This window comes from Arthrobacter sp. CAN_A6 (genome assembly GCF_015751715.1).
GTDB lineage: Bacteria > Actinomycetota > Actinomycetes > Actinomycetales > Micrococcaceae > Arthrobacter_D.
Window position 1 is genome coordinate 173,407 of the sequence record NZ_JADOUV010000004.1, and the last position, 19,126, is coordinate 192,532.

At 65.3% G+C, this 19,126-nt stretch carries 16 protein-coding genes; 12 read left to right on the top strand and 4 right to left on the bottom strand.

What is annotated here, in order from left to right:
- The first annotated feature begins 14 nt into the window (after positions 1–14).
- Positions 15–1,628, top strand: a complete 1,614-nt coding sequence (locus tag IWX75_RS09145; protein ID WP_196822049.1) for a solute symporter family protein — start codon at positions 15–17, stop codon at positions 1,626–1,628.
- Between the two features lie 233 nt (positions 1,629–1,861).
- On the opposite strand, the gene IWX75_RS09150 is transcribed toward IWX75_RS09145, so the two are convergent.
- Positions 1,862–2,338 carry an Lrp/AsnC family transcriptional regulator gene (locus IWX75_RS09150; protein ID WP_196821947.1) on the bottom strand — a complete coding sequence of 159 codons (477 nt, stop codon included), beginning with the start codon at positions 2,336–2,338 and terminating at the stop codon, positions 1,862–1,864.
- A 192-nt stretch (positions 2,339–2,530) separates the two neighbouring features.
- Between IWX75_RS09150 and pdhA the strand changes: the two genes are divergently transcribed.
- The 3 genes from pdhA to IWX75_RS09165 are packed head-to-tail and all read left to right on the top strand — an operon-like array spanning position 2,531 to position 6,194.
- Entirely contained in the window at positions 2,531–3,676 is a 1,146-nt protein-coding gene (pdhA, locus tag IWX75_RS09155) for a pyruvate dehydrogenase (acetyl-transferring) E1 component subunit alpha (RefSeq protein ID WP_334684237.1), read from the top strand.
- Positions 3,676–4,683 (top strand): alpha-ketoacid dehydrogenase subunit beta, encoded by a 1,008-nt coding sequence (locus IWX75_RS09160; protein ID WP_196821948.1) that lies wholly within the window; start codon positions 3,676–3,678, stop codon positions 4,681–4,683. Before pdhA ends, IWX75_RS09160 begins: the two co-directional genes overlap by 1 nt.
- Before the next feature lie 8 nt (positions 4,684–4,691).
- Positions 4,692–6,194 carry a dihydrolipoamide acetyltransferase family protein gene (locus IWX75_RS09165; RefSeq protein WP_196821949.1) on the top strand — a complete coding sequence of 501 codons (1,503 nt, stop codon included), beginning with the start codon at positions 4,692–4,694 and terminating at the stop codon, positions 6,192–6,194.
- 98 nt (positions 6,195–6,292) lie between these two features.
- On the opposite strand, the gene IWX75_RS09170 is transcribed toward IWX75_RS09165, so the two are convergent.
- Positions 6,293–6,760 carry a GNAT family N-acetyltransferase gene (locus IWX75_RS09170; protein WP_196821950.1) on the bottom strand — a complete coding sequence of 156 codons (468 nt, stop codon included), beginning with the start codon at positions 6,758–6,760 and terminating at the stop codon, positions 6,293–6,295.
- 82 nt (positions 6,761–6,842) lie between these two features.
- Positions 6,843–7,454 (bottom strand): TetR/AcrR family transcriptional regulator, encoded by a 612-nt coding sequence (locus IWX75_RS09175; protein WP_196821951.1) that lies wholly within the window; start codon positions 7,452–7,454, stop codon positions 6,843–6,845.
- Between the two features lie 119 nt (positions 7,455–7,573).
- Between IWX75_RS09175 and IWX75_RS09180 the strand changes: the two genes are divergently transcribed.
- The 7 genes from IWX75_RS09180 to IWX75_RS09210 all read left to right on the top strand — a co-directional run bounded on the left by IWX75_RS09180 (position 7,574) and on the right by IWX75_RS09210 (position 15,765).
- Positions 7,574–9,178 carry a carboxyl transferase domain-containing protein gene (locus tag IWX75_RS09180; RefSeq protein WP_196821952.1) on the top strand — a complete coding sequence of 535 codons (1,605 nt, stop codon included), beginning with the start codon at positions 7,574–7,576 and terminating at the stop codon, positions 9,176–9,178.
- Between the two features lie 103 nt (positions 9,179–9,281).
- Entirely contained in the window at positions 9,282–11,558 is a 2,277-nt protein-coding gene (locus tag IWX75_RS09185; protein ID WP_196822051.1) for an ATP-binding protein, read from the top strand.
- On the top strand, positions 11,555–12,727 hold the full coding sequence (locus IWX75_RS09190; RefSeq protein WP_196821953.1) for an acyl-CoA dehydrogenase family protein: 1,173 nt from the start codon (positions 11,555–11,557) through the stop codon (positions 12,725–12,727). Before IWX75_RS09185 ends, IWX75_RS09190 begins: the two co-directional genes overlap by 4 nt.
- Positions 12,728–12,775: 48 nt before the next feature.
- Complete coding sequence (locus tag IWX75_RS09195; RefSeq protein WP_196821954.1) at positions 12,776–13,612, top strand: CoA transferase subunit A; 837 nt, start codon at positions 12,776–12,778, stop codon at positions 13,610–13,612.
- A 3-nt stretch (positions 13,613–13,615) separates the two neighbouring features.
- Positions 13,616–14,305 carry a CoA transferase subunit B gene (locus IWX75_RS09200; RefSeq protein WP_196821955.1) on the top strand — a complete coding sequence of 230 codons (690 nt, stop codon included), beginning with the start codon at positions 13,616–13,618 and terminating at the stop codon, positions 14,303–14,305.
- 109 nt (positions 14,306–14,414) lie between these two features.
- The gene (locus IWX75_RS09205; RefSeq protein ID WP_334684238.1) at positions 14,415–14,951 is read left to right on the top strand and encodes a MaoC family dehydratase; all 537 of its coding nucleotides are present in this window, start codon (positions 14,415–14,417) and stop codon (positions 14,949–14,951) included.
- Positions 14,944–15,765: an HpcH/HpaI aldolase/citrate lyase family protein gene (locus tag IWX75_RS09210; protein WP_196821957.1), complete on the top strand. Its 822-nt coding sequence runs from the start codon at positions 14,944–14,946 to the stop codon at positions 15,763–15,765. The genes IWX75_RS09205 and IWX75_RS09210 overlap by 8 nt, the downstream gene beginning before the upstream one ends.
- Before the next feature lie 234 nt (positions 15,766–15,999).
- On the opposite strand, the gene IWX75_RS09215 is transcribed toward IWX75_RS09210, so the two are convergent.
- Positions 16,000–17,619 carry an HNH endonuclease signature motif containing protein gene (locus IWX75_RS09215; RefSeq protein ID WP_196821958.1) on the bottom strand — a complete coding sequence of 540 codons (1,620 nt, stop codon included), beginning with the start codon at positions 17,617–17,619 and terminating at the stop codon, positions 16,000–16,002.
- Positions 17,620–17,871: 252 nt separating this feature from the next.
- Here IWX75_RS09215 and dxr point away from each other — a divergent pair, with 252 nt between their 5' ends.
- Positions 17,872–19,119: a 1-deoxy-D-xylulose-5-phosphate reductoisomerase gene (dxr, locus tag IWX75_RS09220; protein WP_196821959.1), complete on the top strand. Its 1,248-nt coding sequence runs from the start codon at positions 17,872–17,874 to the stop codon at positions 19,117–19,119.
- Positions 19,120–19,126 lie beyond the last annotated feature (7 nt).

Sequence of the window (19,126 nt, forward strand, 5' to 3'; positions counted from 1 at the left end):
CCGTAAGTGCGGGCATGCGTCTGCCGATGCAGACCGCCGAATCGACGCAGGTCGGCGAGCCGTGGCTGAACATCCTCATCTTCGGCCTGTTCGTGGCGATCACGCTGGTGATCGTGCTTCGGGCCAGCCGCAACAACAAGACTGCGGCCGACTACTACGCTGCGGGGCGGTCCTTCACCGGACCGCAGAACGGCACCGCAATTGCCGGTGACTATCTTTCGGCGGCTTCCTTCCTCGGAATCGTCGGTGCCATCGCCATCAACGGCTACGACGGCTTCCTCTACTCCATCGGGTTCCTCGTGGCATGGCTCGTCGCCCTGCTGCTGGTCGCCGAACTCCTGAGGAACACCGGGAAGTTCACGATGGCCGATGTGCTCTCCTTCCGACTGAAGCAGCGCCCGGTGCGTATTGCGGCCGCTATCACCACACTTGCCGTCTGCTTTTTCTACCTTCTGGCGCAGATGGCCGGTGCCGGCGGACTCGTTTCACTCCTGCTCGGTATCAATGACCGTGTGGGCCAGTCCGTGGTCATCACCGTGGTCGGTGTGCTGATGATCATGTACGTGCTGATCGGCGGAATGAAGGGCACCACCTGGGTGCAGATCATCAAGGCCTGCCTGCTCATTGCCGGTGCCTTCATCATGACCGTCTGGGTGCTGGCCCTCCACGGCTTCAACCTCTCCACCCTGCTGGGTGCGGCGATCGAGACCTCCGGTAATGCGGCCATCACCAGCCCGGGCCTGCAGTACGGCGTCAGTGCGATCACCAGGCTGGACTTCCTGTCCCTCGCCCTGGCGCTGGTCCTCGGAACCGCAGCTCTTCCCCACGTGCTCATGCGCTTCTACACGGTTCCCACAGCGAAGGAAGCGCGACGCTCAGTGGTGTGGGCCATCTGGCTCATCGGCGCGTTCTACCTGTTCACCCTGGTTCTCGGCTATGGCGCCAGCGCGCTGATCGGCGCGGACCGCATCACTGCGGCTCCGGGCGGCGTCAACTCCGCGGCACCGTTGCTCGCGTTCGAACTGGGTGGATCGCTGCTTCTCGGCCTGATCTCCGCGGTGGCGTTCGCCACCATCCTCGCGGTGGTGGCCGGTCTGACCATCACGGCTGCGGCGTCCTTCGCCCACGACATCTACGCCAATGTGATCCGCCGCGGCAAGGTGGATCCCGACGGGGAGGTCAAGGTTGCACGGCGCACTGTCGTCGTGATCGGCCTGCTGTCGATTGTCGGCGGCATCGGTGCGCAGGGCCAGAACGTCGCCTTCCTGGTGGCGCTTGCGTTCGCCGTAGCAGCGAGTGCCAACCTGCCCACTATCCTCTACTCCCTGTTCTGGAAGAGGTTCAACACCCAGGGCGCAGTGTGGAGCATGTATGGCGGTCTCGGATCGGCGATCCTGCTCATCGCGCTGTCACCGGTGGTGTCCGGCGGTGAGAAATCGATGATCCAGAGCGTTGACTTCTCGATCTTCCCGCTCGCTAACCCCGGTATCGTGTCGATTCCCCTGGCCTTCTTCCTCGGCTGGCTCGGCTCCACGCTGTCGAAGACCACAGAGGACCCGATGAAGCAGGCGGAAATGGAAGTGCGGTCGCTGACCGGCGTCGGTGCCGAAAAGGCTACCGACCACTAGGTCACGTACTTCAGCAGCACTGCAGCACGAAAGGCCCGGCTCCCGCTTTCGGGGGCCGGGCCTTTCGCTGTCGCGGAAGGGTCTGGCACGGAAGGGTCTGGCATGGAAGGGTCTGGCATGGAAGGGTCTGGCATGGAAGGGTCTGGCATGGAAGGGTCTGGCACGGAACTGCTGTCTGCGGAGCAGCGCTCCGGTGGGGCAGAAAACGCCCGTAGCGGCACACCGCGTGCGCTTCACGATGCCGGGCGGGGACCCCGGGCCAGCAGCGGCGCCACGCGGAAGGGAACCAGTTCCCCCATGGCGAGTGAGGTGTCGCAGCGTTCCACTCCCTCGCAGGCAAGGATCTTTCCGTTGATTCGGAAGAGGTCCTCAGCGTCAGCGGACACTACCCGGACCAGGATGTCTGCCTGACCGGTGATGCCGAATGCTTCGATGACCTCCGGAATTTCGCTGATTCTCTCGGTGATGGCGGTCAGTTTCTGCTGCTGGACGTGCACGTGGATGAAGGCCGTCAGGGGGTAACCGAGTGATGCCGTGTTGATCCGCCGCTCGAAGGAGAGGAACACCGACTTCTTCTCGAGCTGCGCCATGCGTGCCTGCACGGTATTTCGGGAAAGTCCGAGCTTCTCGGCGAGGGCCACCACCGTCCGCCGAGGGTCTTTGGCCAGGGCCAGAAGTAGGCGGGTGTCAGTACTGTCGAGGGGTTGCATACTGCACAACGCTAGCACGGCTCATGCCACTCAAATAGAGCATATTGCTCAACGAATCAAGAAACGGTTGTGCTGACTGTCTTCTGTGAGTAGGGTCACACTAACTTCAGGTAAAGGTGCCTGACGTTCTTTCGGGACGCGTCGTGCTGGCCGGAAGAGAAGCTGCAGTGGAAGGTGCGTGCGATTGTGGCCCTGAGTGAAACGAGCGATACCAGTGCCCGGCAGGGCACCGCGGACAGTGTGGACGGCACCGACCTGATCCAGCTCATCGACGCCCTGGGAACCCGGCACCCGAACCCCCATTACGATCCCCTGGTGGCCGACGTCGACGGCGCGGCACTGCAGGCGCTGTATGAGGACATGGTGGTGGTGCGGCGCATCGATGCCGAGGCCACCGCCCTGCAGCGTCAGGGCGAGTTGGCCCTGTGGCCGCCGCTCCTCGGCCAGGAAGCTGCGCAGATCGGTTCCGGCCGGGCGCTGCGCCAGGACGATTTCGTCTTCTCGAGCTACCGCGAGAATGCGGTGGCGTATTGCAGGGGAGTGGACCTCACCGATCTGCTCCGGGTATGGCGGGGCAATGCGTCGTCGGGCTGGGACCCCTATGCCATCAACATGGCCACACCCCAGGTGATCATCGGAGCCCAGACGCTGCATGCGACCGGCTATGCGATGGGCATCCTGAACGACGGCGCCGATTCGGTGGCCGTCACCTACTTCGGTGACGGGGCCACGAGCCAGGGCGATGTGAATGAAGCCCTGGTCTTCGCCGCCAGTTACCAGGCCCCTGTGGTGTTCTTCTGCCAGAACAACCACTGGGCTATCTCCGAGCCGGTGGGCCTCCAGGCCCACGTTCCGATCGCCAATCGGGCCCCGGGCTTCGGCATCCCTTCCGTCAGGGTGGACGGCAACGACGTCCTGGCGTGCCTCGCCGTCACCCGTGAAGCCCTGATCCGGGCGCGCTCGGGCGGAGGGCCCACCTTCATCGAGGCCGTCACCTACCGGATGGGCCCGCACACCACAGCCGACGATCCGTCCCGCTACCGGGATCCGAACGAGCTCGAGGACTGGGCGGCGAAGGATCCCCTGGCACGGATCGCGGCGCTGCTCGATTCGATGGACCTCCTGGACGCCGCCTACGCCGACACGGTGAAGGCGAAGGCCGACGGCGTCGCCGCGGAGCTGCGGGCGGGGTGCCTCGGCATGGCGGAGCCGGCGCCCACCGATGTCTTCCAACATGTCTACAGTGCGCCGAACTCCTGGCTCGACCGGCAGCAGGACCACTATGAGCGGTACCTCCTCTCATTCGGCAACGGAACCACCACGGAAGGGGCCTCCTGATGCCCATGATGACTTTCGGCCGCGCAATCAACGCGGGGCTGCGCCGCGCCATGGACAACGATCCCAAGGTCATCCTGATGGGGGAGGACATCGGGAAGCTGGGAGGTGTCTTCCGGATCACCGACGGACTCCAGAAGGACTTCGGTCCGCACCGAGTGCTCGACAGCCCCCTGGCGGAAGCCGGCATCATGGGCACCGCAGTGGGCATGGCGTACCGGGGCTATCGTCCCGTGGTCGAGATCCAGTTCGACGGCTTCATCTACCCGGCTTTCGACCAGATCGTCTGCCAGGTGGCGAAGATCCACTACCGCACGCAGGGTGCGGTCAAAATGCCCATCACCATCCGGGTGCCGTTCGGCGGCGGTATTGGGTCGCCGGAGCACCACTCGGAATCACCGGAAGCATACTTCACCCACACGTCGGGACTTCGGGTGGTCAGCGTCTCGAATCCGCAGGACGCCTACACCATGATCCAGCAGGCGATCGCGAGCGACGACCCGGTGCTCTACTTCGAGCCGAAGCGCCGCTACCACACCAAGGGCGAGGTGGACGAGGGCGCGGATCCGTCGTCGTCGGACATGGGTGCGGCCCGCGTGGTGACCGAGGGGAGCGACGTCACCCTGGTCACCTACGGCCCGCTGGTGCCGACGGCGCGTGACGCGGCGATCGCAGCCTCCGACGACGGCGTGTCGGTGGAAGTCATCGACCTGCGCTCACTCGCGCCGATCGACTTCGCAACCGTGGAGGCCTCCGTCCGGAAGACCGGACGCCTGGTGGTCACCCATGAAGCAGCGCAGTCCGGGGGACTGGGCGCTGAAATTGCTGCGAGCATCACCGAGCGCTGCTTCTACCACCTTGAGCATGCGCCGGTGCGGGTGACGGGATTCGACATCCCCTACCCGTATTCGAAGCTCGAATTCCACCACCTGCCCGACCTCGACCGGATCCTCGATGGCGTGGACCGCGTTCTGGGGCGGCGCAACTCACTGAGCGGACTTGAAAGGTAGTGCCCGGCATGATCAAGGAGTTCCGCCTTCCCGACCTCGGCGAGGGCCTCACCGAGTCGGAGATCGTCAGCTGGCACGTTGCCGTCGGCGACACCGTCGAACTGAACCAGGTGATCGCCGACGTCGAGACCGCCAAAGCCGTGGTGGAACTACCATCACCCTATGCCGGCGTCATCGCCCGGCTTCATGAGCAGCCGGGCACCGTGGTGGAGGTCGGGTCCACGATCGTGTCCTTCGACATTCCGGCAACCGGGGAAGCAACCGATCCTCCCGAGCGGCGCGAGCCGAACCTGGTGGGTTATGGTGCGGCCGTCGAGAAGGGTGGCAGGCCGCAGCGCAGGACGCGGAGCTTCGCGGAGGAAGGTATCAGCGCTGCGGCGCTGCAGGCCGACCAGCCGGTTCAGGTAGCTCAGCCGCCACAGCCGCCACAGCCGCTACAGCCGACGCCCGCGGTGTCGGTAGCTCACCTGCCGGCGAGCGTGGATCCTGCGACCGATCCGTCCGTGCAACCGATGCCCGCGACGGGAACTTCGGAAAATCCCGCGGCCGCCACGCGGGCCGCCAGCCGGGGGGAGAGGCCCCGATCCACGCCTCCCGTCCGGAAGCTGGCCCGCGACTTCGGCATCGCCCTTGATTCGGTGGACGGTACAGGACCCGGACAACTGATCACCCGTGAGGATGTCCTCAACGCTGTTGCGGCACGGGACGGATCGGCAGCGGGAACCGTCGGCCCTGAAGCGGGTGCGTCGGGAGGCGTCGTCGCCGTAGCCGAACGGAACTCCCCAACTGGAAGCAATCCGGCGCAGGTGAGCGGAGAGACGCGGATCCCGATCAAGGGCGTCCGGAAGCATACGGCGGCTGCGATGGTGGCCAGTGCCTTCACCGCCCCGCACGTGACGGAGTTCCTGACCGTCGACGTCACGCCCACCATGGAGCTGATCGGCAGGCTGAAGGCTTCGCGCGTCTTTGCGGATGCACGGATCACACCCCTGACGATCGTTGCGAAGGCCGTGTGTATCGCGGTCGGCCGCCAACCGTCACTCAATTCGTCCTGGGACGAGGCTGCGAACGAGATCGTGCAGTACTCCGCGGTGAACCTCGGTATCGCGGCGGCCACACCCCGTGGGCTGCTGGTACCCAACATCAAGGACGCCGGAGCGCTCAACCTGCACGACCTGTCCAGCGCGCTGAAGTCCCTGACGGATACCGCACGTTCCGGGAAGACGAGTCCGGCTGACCTGTCCGGCGGCACCCTGTCCATCACCAACATCGGGGTGTTCGGCATCGATGCGGGAACGCCGATCCTCAACCCCGGCGAAGCGGCAATCCTCGCTGTCGGCGCGGTGCGTCGTACGCCGTGGGAGTACGAGGGGCAGGTTGCCCTGCGGTCGGTGATGACGCTGAGCCTGTCCTTCGACCACCGCCTGGTCGACGGGGAACAGGGTTCGCGTTTCCTCGCGGACGTCGGCACCATCCTGTCCGATCCCGGAATGGTTCTCACGATGGTCTGATGCACCCCTGAATCGCCATCTCTGGCCAACGCAGGAGGAGCGAAGCGATAACCCGCTTCGCTCCTCCTGCGTTGCTGTTGCTGGTCGAGCGTCCCCGCCTACTGCAGCTCGAGGATCAGCTCCCTCACGACGGCGCCCCGAGCGCTGGCGAAGCCCTGGGTCTCACCCACATGCTTGAAGCCCCACCGCTCGAGGATGCGGATGGAGTTCACATTGTCCACCACAGCGCGCGCGCGCAGCGGGCGGTCCGTCACTTCCTCCAGGAACTGGCCCACTGCCGCCGTCGTGATGCCCTGCCCCCAGCTGGCCTTGTCGATCCAGTAGCTGATCTCCGGAATGTCGCCGTCGTGGTAGGCAAGGATACTGCCCACCACACGGCCGTCGGAGAGGATGGTGCGCACCGTGATCTTCGGGTCGTTCAGGATGTCCTGCCAGTGGTGGTCGAAGACACCGCGGTCGGCCGGGTTCTTTGCGGCGAAAGCCGCCATATGGTTTGCGCTGGGATCCAGCTGGTGGGAGAAGAATTCATCAAGGTCGGCAGATTCGACGGGGCGAAGCTCAATCACGGCGGAACTCAATTCGGTAATGGTCACGGTCTAGGGGAACAGCGTACTAGGTCGGGACAGCAGGGCATGGACCTGATCATCCTCAGATTCTCACTGCGGCCCACGCCATGTCCTCCAGCAGCCCGCGCAGGCCGGCGAGGTCGGGGACTGCCCTGCCGCCATGGGTGGTATGGGGTGTCGAGTTGATGAGGCCGAACACGGCGTGTGCCTTCCTTCTCAACCGGACGCGCTCGGCGTCGGGAGACAGCTCGGCAAGGGTGTCCACCCAGACTTCGAGGTAACGGCGCTGGAGGGACCGCACCAGCTGCTCATCCTCGCGCTGGAGGCTGCTGAGATCGCGGTCCTGGACCCGGATCACATTGGCCTTCGAAAGGGCGAAGTCCACCTGGAACCGGATCAGGTCCTTGAGTGCCGCTTCGGGATCCGTCGATGCTGCCACCACTGCAAGACTGCCGTCCAGGAGGTCCTCACTGACCCCGGTGAGGAGCGCGGACAACACAGCGGGTTTGCCGCTGAAGTGCCGGTACACGGCGGGTCCGCTCACCCCGGCAGCCGAACCGAGGTCTTCGATGGAAACCCCGTTGTAGCCGCGCTCGGCGAACAGCTGCGCCGCAGCGTCGAGGAGCGCCGCCCGACGGGAGGCCTTGGCGATGCTGCGGCCGGTCAGACGGTCCTCGACGGGCAGAACTTCCATGGGGATCCTTCGCTTCTTGCACTGGAATGCTCCCATTGTGGTGGACACCACGGTTAATAGCCACTAACCTAAATTCGGTTAGCGTCTGCTAACTGAAGCTATCGCGAGGATATTGGTCGATGGAGACACTGACGTCGAAGGTCGATACCACCTCGCCGGAATTCGTGGAGAACGATCGGGCCCAGCAGGGCCTGGTGGGCGAGCTGCGTGCACGGTTGGCAGAGGCGGCGCTCGGTGGCCCGGAGCGCTCGCGGGAGCGTCATGTCGCCCGCGGCAAGCTCCTGCCGCGCGAGCGGATCGACCAGCTGCTCGACGACGGCAGCCCGTTCCTCGAGATCGCGCCGCTCGCCGCCTACGAACTGTACGACGGCGAATGCCCCGGCGCGGGAGTCATCGCGGGAATCGGCCTGGTTCACAACCGGCATGTCCTCGTGATCTCGAACGATGCGACGGTGAAGGGCGGTACCTACTACCCGCTGACGGTGAAGAAGCATCTCAGGGCGCAGGAGATCGCGCTGGAGAACAATCTGCCGTGCATCTACCTGGTGGACTCGGGTGGTGCCTACCTGCCGAAACAGGACGAGGTGTTCCCCGACCGCGACCACTTCGGCCGTATCTTCTTCAACCAGGCGCAGCTCTCCGCACGGAAGATTCCCCAGCTTGCGGCGGTAATGGGATCCTGCACCGCTGGTGGAGCCTACGTTCCGGCCATGAGCGACGAGACCGTGATCGTCCGGAACCAGGGCACCATCTTCCTCGGGGGACCGCCGTTGGTGAAGGCGGCCATCGGGGAAATCGTGACTGCGGAGGAGCTCGGGGGCGGCGACGTCCACGCCCGGATCTCGGGTGTGACCGACCACCTCGCGGAGAACGACCAGCACGCACTGGAAATCATCCGGGACATCGTCTCCACCCTGCCGGAGCCCCAGCCTGCCTGGCAGTCCAAGGCCTCGGTGGCGCCGGCGCAGGACCCCGCTGAGCTGTACGGTGCTGTTCCGGTCGATGTCAACGCCTCCTACGACGTTCGTGAAGTCATCGCCCGGCTGGTCGACGGGAGCCTCTTCCACGAGTTCAAGCGGGAATACGGCACCACCCTCGTCACCGGCTTCGCGACACTCCACGGTCACCAGGTCGGTATCGTCGCCAACAACGGAGTCCTGTTCAGTGAATCGGCACTCAAGGGTGCCCACTTCGTGGAGCTGTGCGATCAGCGAGGGATCCCGCTGATCTTCCTCCAGAACCTGTCCGGTTTCATGGTGGGCAAGGACTACGAGGCTGGCGGTATTGCCAAGAACGGCGCGAAGATGGTCACCGCCGTGGCGACATGCCGGGTGCCCAAGCTGACCGTCGTGATCGGTGGTTCATTCGGGGCCGGCAACTATTCGATGTGCGGACGTGCGTATTCGCCGCGGTTCCTGTGGATGTGGCCGGCGAGCAGGATCTCGGTGATGGGCGGAAATCAGGCTTCTGCCGTGCTGAGCACAGTCAAGCGGGACCAGCTCGAGGCCCGGGGCGAAGCATGGGGTGCTGACGAAGAGGAAGCGTTCAAAGCACCCATCCGCGACCAGTACGAAGCCCAGGGAAGCCCCTACTACTCGACGGCCCGCCTCTGGGACGACGGCATCATCGATCCGGCGGATACCCGCACGGTGCTCGGGCTGGCGCTCGATGTCTGCGCCAATTCACCCCTGCCCGAAACCTCCTTCGGCCTCTTTCGGATGTGACCCAATGCACCCTGTATCCATGACCGGCAGTATTCCTTCCAGTGTTCCTTCCAGTACGACGCCGACGGGTACGACGGTGCCCGGCACGACGCCGGCGGGCACGATGGAGACGGATACGACGGTGCCCGGCACGACGCCGGCGGCGTCGCCGGATGCGCACCCGTCAGCGCCGTCAGCCCTTTTCGGAACGGTCCTGGTGGCCAACCGCGGTGAGATCGCGTGCCGCATCATCCGCACGCTGAGGAGCCTCGGCATCCGGTCGGTCGCCGTCTACAGTGATGCCGACGCCGGGGCACGCCATGTCAGCGAGGCCGACATCGCTGTCCGCATCGGCCCTGCTGCCCCCTCGGAAAGCTATCTCGACGGCGAAGCCATTCTTCGCGCGTGCCGCAGAACCGGTGCGACGGCGGTGCACCCCGGCTACGGTTTCCTCAGCGAGAACGCCGCCTTCGCGGAGAGCCTCGCCGCCGCCGGCATCATCTTCATCGGCCCGCCGGTGCACGCCCTCAACGTGATGGGCGACAAGATCCGATCGAAGAACCACGTCGCCGGCCACGGCGTCCCCGTGGTGCCGGGCATCGCCGAGCCCGGACAGAGCGACGAGCAGCTCATCCGCCAGGCTGCGCAGGTCGGATTTCCGCTGCTGATCAAACCGTCAGCCGGGGGCGGCGGCAAGGGAATGCATGCTGTGCACCATCCTGAGGAGCTGCCCGGAGCACTCGTCACTGCGCGGCGTGTCGCAGCTTCCGCTTTTGGGGATGACACGCTGTTCCTCGAACGGCTCATCCTGACGCCGCGCCACATCGAGGTCCAGGTCCTGGCGGATACCTCCGGCAACGTCGTCCACCTGGGCGAACGCGAGTGTTCACTCCAGCGGCGCCACCAGAAGGTGATCGAGGAGGCGCCGTCCGTCCTTCTCGACGACGCCACGCGGAGCCGCATCGGCGAAGCTGCCTGCAACGCCGCCCGCAGCGTCGATTATGTTGGTGCGGGAACCGTCGAATTCCTGGTTTCGGACACCGCACCTGACGAATTCTTCTTCATGGAGATGAACACCCGGCTGCAGGTGGAGCACCCTGTTACCGAAATGGTGACCGGGGTAGACCTCGTCGAATGGCAGATCCGCATCGCTGCGGGGGAGGAACTGGCTCTCCGGCAGGAGGATGTGAGGCTCAGCGGGCATGCTGTCGAGGCGCGGGTGTATGCGGAAAACCCGGAAGCCGGGTTCCTGCCGTCCACCGGGACCGTGCACCGGCTGGCAGATCCGGCAGGGGAGGGCGTCCGCGTCGACAGCGCACTCGTTGAAGGACTCGTTGTACCGGCGGCCTATGACCCCATGATCGCCAAGGTCATCGCCTGGGGACAGGACCGGACCGAGGCGCTCGACCGGCTCGACGCTGCGCTCGCGGGATCGGTGGTGCTGGGAGTCAACACCAACATCGAGTATCTCCGCCTGCTCATCAATGACCCGGATGTGCGGGCCGGACAGCTGGACACTACGCTGATCGAGCGCAAGATGCCCGGCCTCTCGTTCCGGGGAATCACTGACGCCGAACTGGCCGTCGTCGCCGTTGCCCTTGCCGACGACGGCTTCACCGATCAGGGCTTCACCGAGCAGGTCCCAGCTGACGGAGGCGCTGCTCGGGGGGACAGGACGCGCGGTTCCGCTGACCACGCTTCCGACGGAGGCAACGGGGTAGTCCGCGCTTCCGAGGTGTCCCCCTGGCAACGCCGCGACGGATTCCGGGCGGGAGTTAATCGCCCGAGGACGTTGAGCCTCGAGGTGTCTGCGGGCGATGTTCGGGAGATCGCGCTCCGACCCATGAACTCGGGCCCTACAGGGCAGAGGGTTTCCGGTGTATCCCTGGACGGACGATCCAACTACGGAGTGACGCCGGAAGCAGGACAGGAACACCAGGTGAGCCTCGACGGCACGGGTGGTGCAGTCGTCGACGGTGTGCGTACCCCGATCACCCTGATCCGACGTGGCGACACGGTATGGCTCGGTGCCGACGGCTGGTCCGTTGCCGTGAGGAAGCGGAGTCGCCGTGAGCGGCTCGACGCCCAGCTCGCCCTCATCGCGCGGGCCGACGGCGGAGTGGACCCTCAGGTCCGCAGCCCGATGCCGGGCACCGTGGTGTCGGTGTCGGTTCAGGACGGCGAAACCGTCGAGGCGGGAACAGTTCTCCTCGCCGTCGAGGCCATGAAGATGGAACACCAGCTCGCCGCCGCAGTTGCCGGCGTCGTTTCCATCAACCTCAAGCCGGGCGACCTCGTCAAAGCCGACCAGGTGGTTGCCACCATCCACGTTCCGGATGCCCTGCCGGCGGATGGGCCAGATATGTCAACATCAACAGCTAAGGAAGTGCCTGCACCATGAATTTCGAACTCAGCGAGGAATACCAGGACCTGGTGGACACTGTCCGCGAGTTCGCGGACGAAGTGGTGGCTCCGGTCTCGGCACGCCACGACGAGGAACACAGCTTCCCCTACGAAGTGGTCAAGCAGATGGCGTCCATGGGACTGTTCGGACTGCCGTTCCCCGAGGAATACGGCGGAATGGGCGGAGACTACTTCGCGCTGTGCCTCGCGCTCGAACAGCTGGCCCGAGTGGACCAGTCCGTCGCAATCACGCTGGAGGCGGGAGTGTCGCTCGGTGCGATGCCCGTGTACCGCTTCGGTACCGAAGCCCAGAAACAGGAGTGGCTCCCGTCCCTGGCAGCAGGCACCGCTCTGGGTGCCTTCGGGCTCACGGAGTCCGAAGCGGGATCCGATGCCTCGGGCACCAAGACCACAGCGGTACTCCAGGACGGCGCCGGCGGCAGTGAATGGGTTCTCAACGGAACCAAGGAATTCATCACCAACTCAGGAACCGACATCACCTCCCTCGTTACGGTCACCGCCGTGACCGGGACGTCCGAGCGCCCGGACGGAAGCGTCAAGAAGGAAATCTCGACAATCCTCGTTCCCTCGGACACTCCCGGCTTCAGGGCGGAGAAGGCGTACAACAAGGTGGGCTGGAACGCCTCGGATACCCATCCCCTCACGCTCAAGGATGTCCGCGTGCCCGAGGCCAATCTGTTGGGTGTGCGCGGCCGCGGTTATGCCAACTTCCTCCAGATCCTCGACGAGGGCCGCATCGCAATTGCCGCGCTCGCAACGGGAGCTGCGCAGGGCTGTGTCGAACAGTCATTGAAGTATGCCAAGGAACGCCAGGCGTTCGGCAACAGCATCGGGACCTACCAATCCATCCAGTTCAAGATCGCGCGCATGCAGGCCCGAGCCCACACTGCGCGGCTTGCCTACTACGACGCCGCGTCGCGCATGCTCGCCGGCAAGCCGTTCAAGACCGAGGCATCCATCGCTAAGCTGGTCGCAGGTGAGGCAGCCATGGACAATGCGCGGGATGCGACGCAGATTTTCGGTGGGTACGGCTTCATCAACGAATTCACAGTGGCACGGCACTACCGTGACTCGAAGATCCTCGAGATCGGCGAAGGCACCACCGAGGTGCAACTGATGCTGATCGCCCGCGAACTGGGCTTGTAGGGTCGGTACAGCTGACGCAGACGATTTACCCGAGTTTAAGGAGAAGCAGTGATCAACAAGGTGGTTGACAGCGCGGCCGAGGCTGTTGCAGATATCCAGGACGGGGCGTCCCTCGCCGTGGGAGGCTTCGGATTGTGCGGCGTTCCAGCTGCGCTCATCGAAGCGCTCCACGAGCAGGGCACGTCCGGGCTCGAAACGATCAGCAACAACTGCGGGGTGGACGGCTGGGGACTGGGAGTGCTTCTCTCCGCCGGGCGAATCCGCCGGACCATCAGCTCCTATGTGGGTGAGAACAAGGAGTTCGCGCGGCAGTACCTGTCGGGCGAACTCGAGGTGGAATTGACGCCGCAGGGGACGCTTGCCGAGAAGCTGCGGGCGGGCGGTGCCGGAATCCCCGCATTCTTCACGACGGCGGGGGTGGGCACGCAGGTGAGTGAGGGCGGTCTGCCCCAGAGGTACGACGACGCGGGAAATGTGGTGCTCGCCTCCCAGCCGAAGGAAGTCCGCAACTTCGACGGCGTCGACTATGTCCTCGAGGAGTCGGTGACCCCTGATTTCGCGCTCGTCCACGCCTGGAAGGGTGACCGGCACGGAAACCTCGTCTTCCATGCGACGGCCATGAACTTCAACCCCCTGTGCGCGCAGGCCGGTCGGGTGACGATTGCTGAAGTGGAGGAACTGGTGGAGCCCGGGGAGCTCGATCCCGAGCACGTGCACATCCCGGGAATCTTCGTCCAGCGGGTGGTGCTGGCGCCGTTCGTCGAGAAGCGGATCGAGAAGCGCACGGTGTCGCTCTCAGCTGCGGACGGATCCGATCCGGAAGCCTCGGCCTCCGGATCGCCGTCGAACCCAACTGCACCAACTCTCGCTGCGAAGGCGGTCTAGATCATGGCACTCACCCGGAACGAACTTGCGGCACGCGTAGCGCGCGAACTGGAGAACGGCCAGTACGTCAACCTCGGGATCGGTATGCCGACCCTGATTCCCAACTACATCGCGGATTCTGTCGAGGTGGTTCTCCACTCCGAGAACGGGATCCTCGGCGTCGGGCCCTACCCCACTGAGGACCAGCTCGACCCGGACCTGATCAATGCCGGCAAGGAAACCGTCACCGCCAACAAGGGCGCCTCCTACTTCGACTCGGCGGCGTCCTTCGGCATGATTCGCGGGGGACACGTTGACGTGGCCGTCCTCGGAGCAATGGAGGTCGCGGCGAACGGCGACCTGGCGAACTGGATGATCCCGGGGAAGATGGTCAAGGGCATGGGCGGAGCCATGGACCTGGTGTTCGGGGCGAAGCGCGTGATTGTCATGATGGAGCACGTGGACCGATCGGGGAAGCCCAAGATCGTGGAGCGGTGCTCCCTGCCGCTGACGGGAAAGGGATGCGTCGACAGGATCATCACCGACCTCGCGGTCATCGACGTGGATCCCTCGCGGGACGGCGGTGTGCTGATCCTCCGGGAAACGGCACCGGGCGTGAGCGTCGAGGAGGTTCTTGCCGCAACCGGGGCGCGGCTCGAGGTGCAGCCTGACGGGCAACCCGATGCGCAGCTCGAGGTGCAGCTTGGCTTCTGAGCAGGCCGATGCGGTGGCAGTGCCGGGCGGAGCGGAAGTGCGGACAGGGCACACGGCTGCACAGCCCGTCTCCGGGACGTCAGGGACAGCCGAGGGAGTTGCGCGGTCCCTGGACCGGACGGAAGATTTCTCCGACGGCACCGGTCGGCCGGTTATCGAACAGCGTGGCCGGTACGTCGATGAGCTCGTGGCCGGAACGGTCTACGCGCATCGACCGGGCAGGACGCTCACCGAAGCCGACAACGTCCTGTTCACCACGCTGACCATGAACACGCAGGCACTTCACCTCGACGCCGCCTGGGCGTCCCGGCAGCCGTTCGGCCAGCGGCTGATCAACTCCATGATGACGCTCGCCGTCATGGTGGGGCAGTCGGTGTCGCAGTTGACACAGGGCACGATCGTGGCGCAACTCGGTTTGACCGACGTCGCCTTTCCCCACCCGCTGTTCCAGGGCGACACCCTGTACACCGAGACGGAGATCGTCGAGGTCCGCTCTTCGGCCTCACGGCCTGGCCAAGGAATCGTGAAGATGATGCATGTCGGCCGGAACCAGCACGGCGAGGTCGTCGCCCGGGCGAGCCGGTCGGTACTCATGTGGTCCAGGGAGGGCCATGCGGCCCAGGAAAAAGAGGCAACTGATGAATGAATTCCTGCTCGGACCGTCGCTGCTGTTTTGTCCAGGGGATCGTCCGGAGCGCTTCAGCAAGGCCGAGCAGCGGGCCGATTCGGTCATCATCGATCTCGAGGACGCCGTGGCACCTGCGCAGAAAACCGCGGCGCGGGTAGCGCTCGTGGCCAGCAGTCTTGATCCAGCCCGGACTGTCATCCGGATCAACCCAGCGGGCAGCCCCGAATTCGCCGCCGACTGCGACGCCGTGAACCGGACCCGCTACCGGACAGTGATGCTCGCCAAGGTGGAATCGCCATCCGACGTGCGGCAGGTCGTCGCGCGGATTGAGGGGTGCACGGTGATCGCCCTGTGTGAAACCGCAGCGGGTGTGATCAATGCTGGTGAGATCGCCCGCGAGCCCGGCGTCCTCGGGCTGATGTGGGGGGCGGAAGACCTAGTTGCTTCCCTGGGCGGTACGTCGAGCCGAAACGAAGCCGGTGGGTACCGTGCCGTTGCCATGCATGCAAGATCGCAGGTGCTCCTCGCCGCCGGTGCCGCCGGGATCGGATCGATCGATGCTGTCTATGTCGCCATCGGCGATCTCGCAGGCCTCTCCGTCGAGGCCGACGACGCCGCAGCGTCAGGATTCAGCGCGAAGGCCTGTATCCATCCGAGCCAGGCCGACGTCGTGCGGAGGGCCTATGCTCCGAGCGCCGCCGACGTGGAATATGCCCGCGATCTCCTGCAGGAAGCTGAAAGCCAGGGCGGTGTATTCCAGTTCCGGGGCCGGATGATCGACGAGCCGATCCTGCGGCATGCGCGGCGAATGGTGGAGCGAGCCGAAAACTAGCATTGTCTACCGGTGATGCGGTGATGCGGTGATGCGGTGATGCGGTGATGCGGTGATGCGGTGATGCGGTGATGCGGTGATGCGGTGATGCGGTGATGCGGTGACGCGGTGACGCGGATGGTGAAGCGAGCCGAAAGATAGCGCCATCGACCGGTGATCCGGTGGCCGATACAGGCGCCGACCAGGCTGGCTAAGGGCAAACTGACCGCAGATGCGTTCCGAGGAAGTACCTGCCTAGAATGGCGCCGGATCGGGATCGAGAGCTTCCGCTGCATCCTTGGTCGGATGTTTCGGTTCGTTCTTCAGCCGAAACGCCGTCGGAGGCGCCGTCGAATCATGCTTCAGCGCATTGGCGGGATGCGTGGTGTACGTGCGGTGGGCGGGCGACGTCCAGGAGAGAACGCCCGCCGAATTGTCTGTGAGGTTCCATGAGGTGACTGACTTGAACCGGTGGTGCTTGCGGCACAAACGGGACAAGTTTCGGTGATCTGTGGTGCCGCCCGCTGACCAAGGAACACTGCGGTCCACTTCGCAGCGTGGAGCCGCACGGCTGCAACCGGGAAATCTGCAGGTTTCGTCCCGGAATCGAACCCAGCGTCTAAGGAGTGCCGACGGTAGTCGTGCCTTCCGTCCCATGGCCAGCACATTCTGCTCGTTGTCCACAAGCAGGGGAATGAAGTGCTTACTGACGGCAGCGAGTTCCCTCGCCGAGACCGGGCTGATGGGTCCGTAGCCCTCCAGTTGCGCGGGGTTTCCGGCGAGCCCCAGTAGTGTCTGCACGTCCATCGTCACGAGGACCTCAACGCCCGCGCTCCTCCGCGCGGACGGCAGGGGACTGCCGTCCGCGCTGCCCTGCGAGCGTGACTCGCGACCCGCCCGCGCTTCAGGTTCGGAGCCGGTGAGCAGGTCCACCAGGACGTCGGCCCGCAACTGGGTGAGGGTGCGGTGTTCATCAGGGCCCTGCACCGATCTCGCCAGACCTGTCACCATCCCGAAGACTCCGAGTGCTGCTTCGGCAGGAAGGAAGGCCGAAAGCCAACACATTCCGTCCCTGTCAGGAGCCAGCTCAACACGACGGTCGGCAGCAGCCTTTCCCTGGCGCGCCACGATCGACTCCGGATGATGCCCCTCCCGTTCACGCCGTCCGACCCGTGAGAGCTGAGCCCGGGTCCGTCCGGGAGCCGAGGCCAGCAGGCAGTCCTCGAAGTCCTTCCGCGCCGAAGGCGGAACGCCGTCCGCTTGTTCCAGAATTGCCGAGGCGTGGTGATAGGTGATGTCGCCATTGCGGAGGGCAAGCAGGGTGCTGGGGAAGTCCCTGCACAGTGCATGGCTCTCCCGGAGAAGAGCCAGAGCGGTGCGTTCCGAAAGCGAGAGGGCACACGCGATCTCGGTAGCAGTGAGACTTTCGGCCAATTCCTCGTCGGCCCGCCTCAACCGACGCAGGTAGGCCGCATCGCACACCCACGCGCCCGGTCCTGGCTCCGCAGGTACTGAATCACCTGCCGCACCACCCGGAGTCTTCGTGAGCGGGTCCGCCGCAACTCCCGCCGCCAGATCCTCCACTGCTCGGGCTGGTGAACCGGATACTCGCCGGCCGCGGCGCTCCGCCTTCGCCTCGAGGCCGTTGTGCCGCATGTCATCCTGGAAACGTTCCTCCAGAAGGTGCATGACCTCGGCCTGTTCGGCCTGTGCCCAAGAGACCAAAGTGCCGAGTTTGGCGAGAGCGGCGGTCAATTCAGGGGCATCGAGGGACTCGACGGAAAGAAGTGCAATGGCGCCACTCAGCCCGGGCATGACCGTGTGAGCGGACGCACCGGCAGGGTTGGTGGTCGGCTCTCCTACTCGGCTTGTCATACAGTCAGCCTCTCACCCGCCTCCGACATTCTTCCCGTGACTGTCGACCAGAGGATGCGGCTGATACTGAACACCAGCACCACGCAAGCCAATGGCAACAACGGTCATCCTTCCGGCGACAGGAGCGGTATGCGGGGCGAAAAGCGCAGCCCGTCGAAGCCGCGAAGAGGCCGTGATCACCAACCGACACTCGCCCGCCTCCCACCCTGCAGCGCGTTTTCAGCCCTGTGGACCGTGCGGGATACTTGGGCCATGGACTTCAGCGCCCCCTCCCGAGAGCACCGCCGTGTCGTCATCCTTGGCTCGACCGGTTCCATCGGCACCCAGGCTCTCGAGGTGATCGCGGAGGCGCCCGACCGGTTCAGCGTCGCGGCGGTCGCCGCCGGTGGCGGAAATCTCGACCTGCTCGCCCAGCAGGCGGTGTCCACCCGCGCTGCGGCAGTCGGTGCCGCCGGTGGCACTGAAGCGGATCTCGAGCGCGCCATCGCGACAGCGGCCGACGACGCCGGCGTCCGGGGCTACGCGCCCGCCCTCCTTGCCGGGCCCGACGCCGTCTCCCGTCTTGCCGCATGGCCGGACGCCGACGTCGTGCTCAACGGCATCACCGGTTCGATCGGACTGGCGCCGACACTGGCCGCCCTCGCAGCAGGGCACCTGCTCGCCCTCGCCAACAAGGAATCCCTCATCGTCGGTGGCGAATTGGTGCGCAAGGCGGCAGCGCCCGGTCAGCTGGTGCCGGTGGATTCCGAGCACTCCGCCATCGCGCAGGCGCTGAGGTCGGGCAGGGCCGACGAGGTGGACCGCCTCGTGCTCACCGCGTCGGGCGGCCCGTTCCGCGGCATGGCCCGTAACGAGCTGGTAGGTGTGACCCCGGCACAGGCCCTGGCCCATCCCACCTGGGCCATGGGCAAGGTCATCACCACCAACTCGGCCACGATGGTCAACAAGGCCCTCGAAGTCATCGAGGCGCATCTGCTGTTCGACATCCCGCTCGACCGCATCGACGTCGTCGTCCACCCGCAGTCCGTGGTGCACTCGATGGTGCAGTTCGTCGACGGGTCCACGATCGCCCAGGCATCACCACCGGACATGCGGTTGCCGATCGCCCTCGGGATCGGGTGGCCCTTCCGGGTGCCGGGGTCGGCCACGCCCTGCGACTGGTCGACCGCGTCTTCCTGGACCTTCGAACCGCTCGATGAAAACGCCTTCCCCGCCATCCGGCTGGCGAAAGCCGCAGCATTGAGGGGCGGCACGGCCATGGCCGTGTACAACGCCGCCAATGAGGAGGCCGTAGAGGCTTTTCACAGCGGAATCATCGGATTCAATGACATCGTCGACACCGTCGCTGCAGTGGTCGAGGAGCTGGCAGGCAGTCCGGCCGGGCTCCAGCCCGGCACGCCGACACTGCACGACGTACTCGACGCCGAACAGCGGGCACGCGCCTCGGCGCGCCTTCGTTGTGGACTGCAGGAACACCCGCGCAATACGAACGCCGAATAGAAGGAAC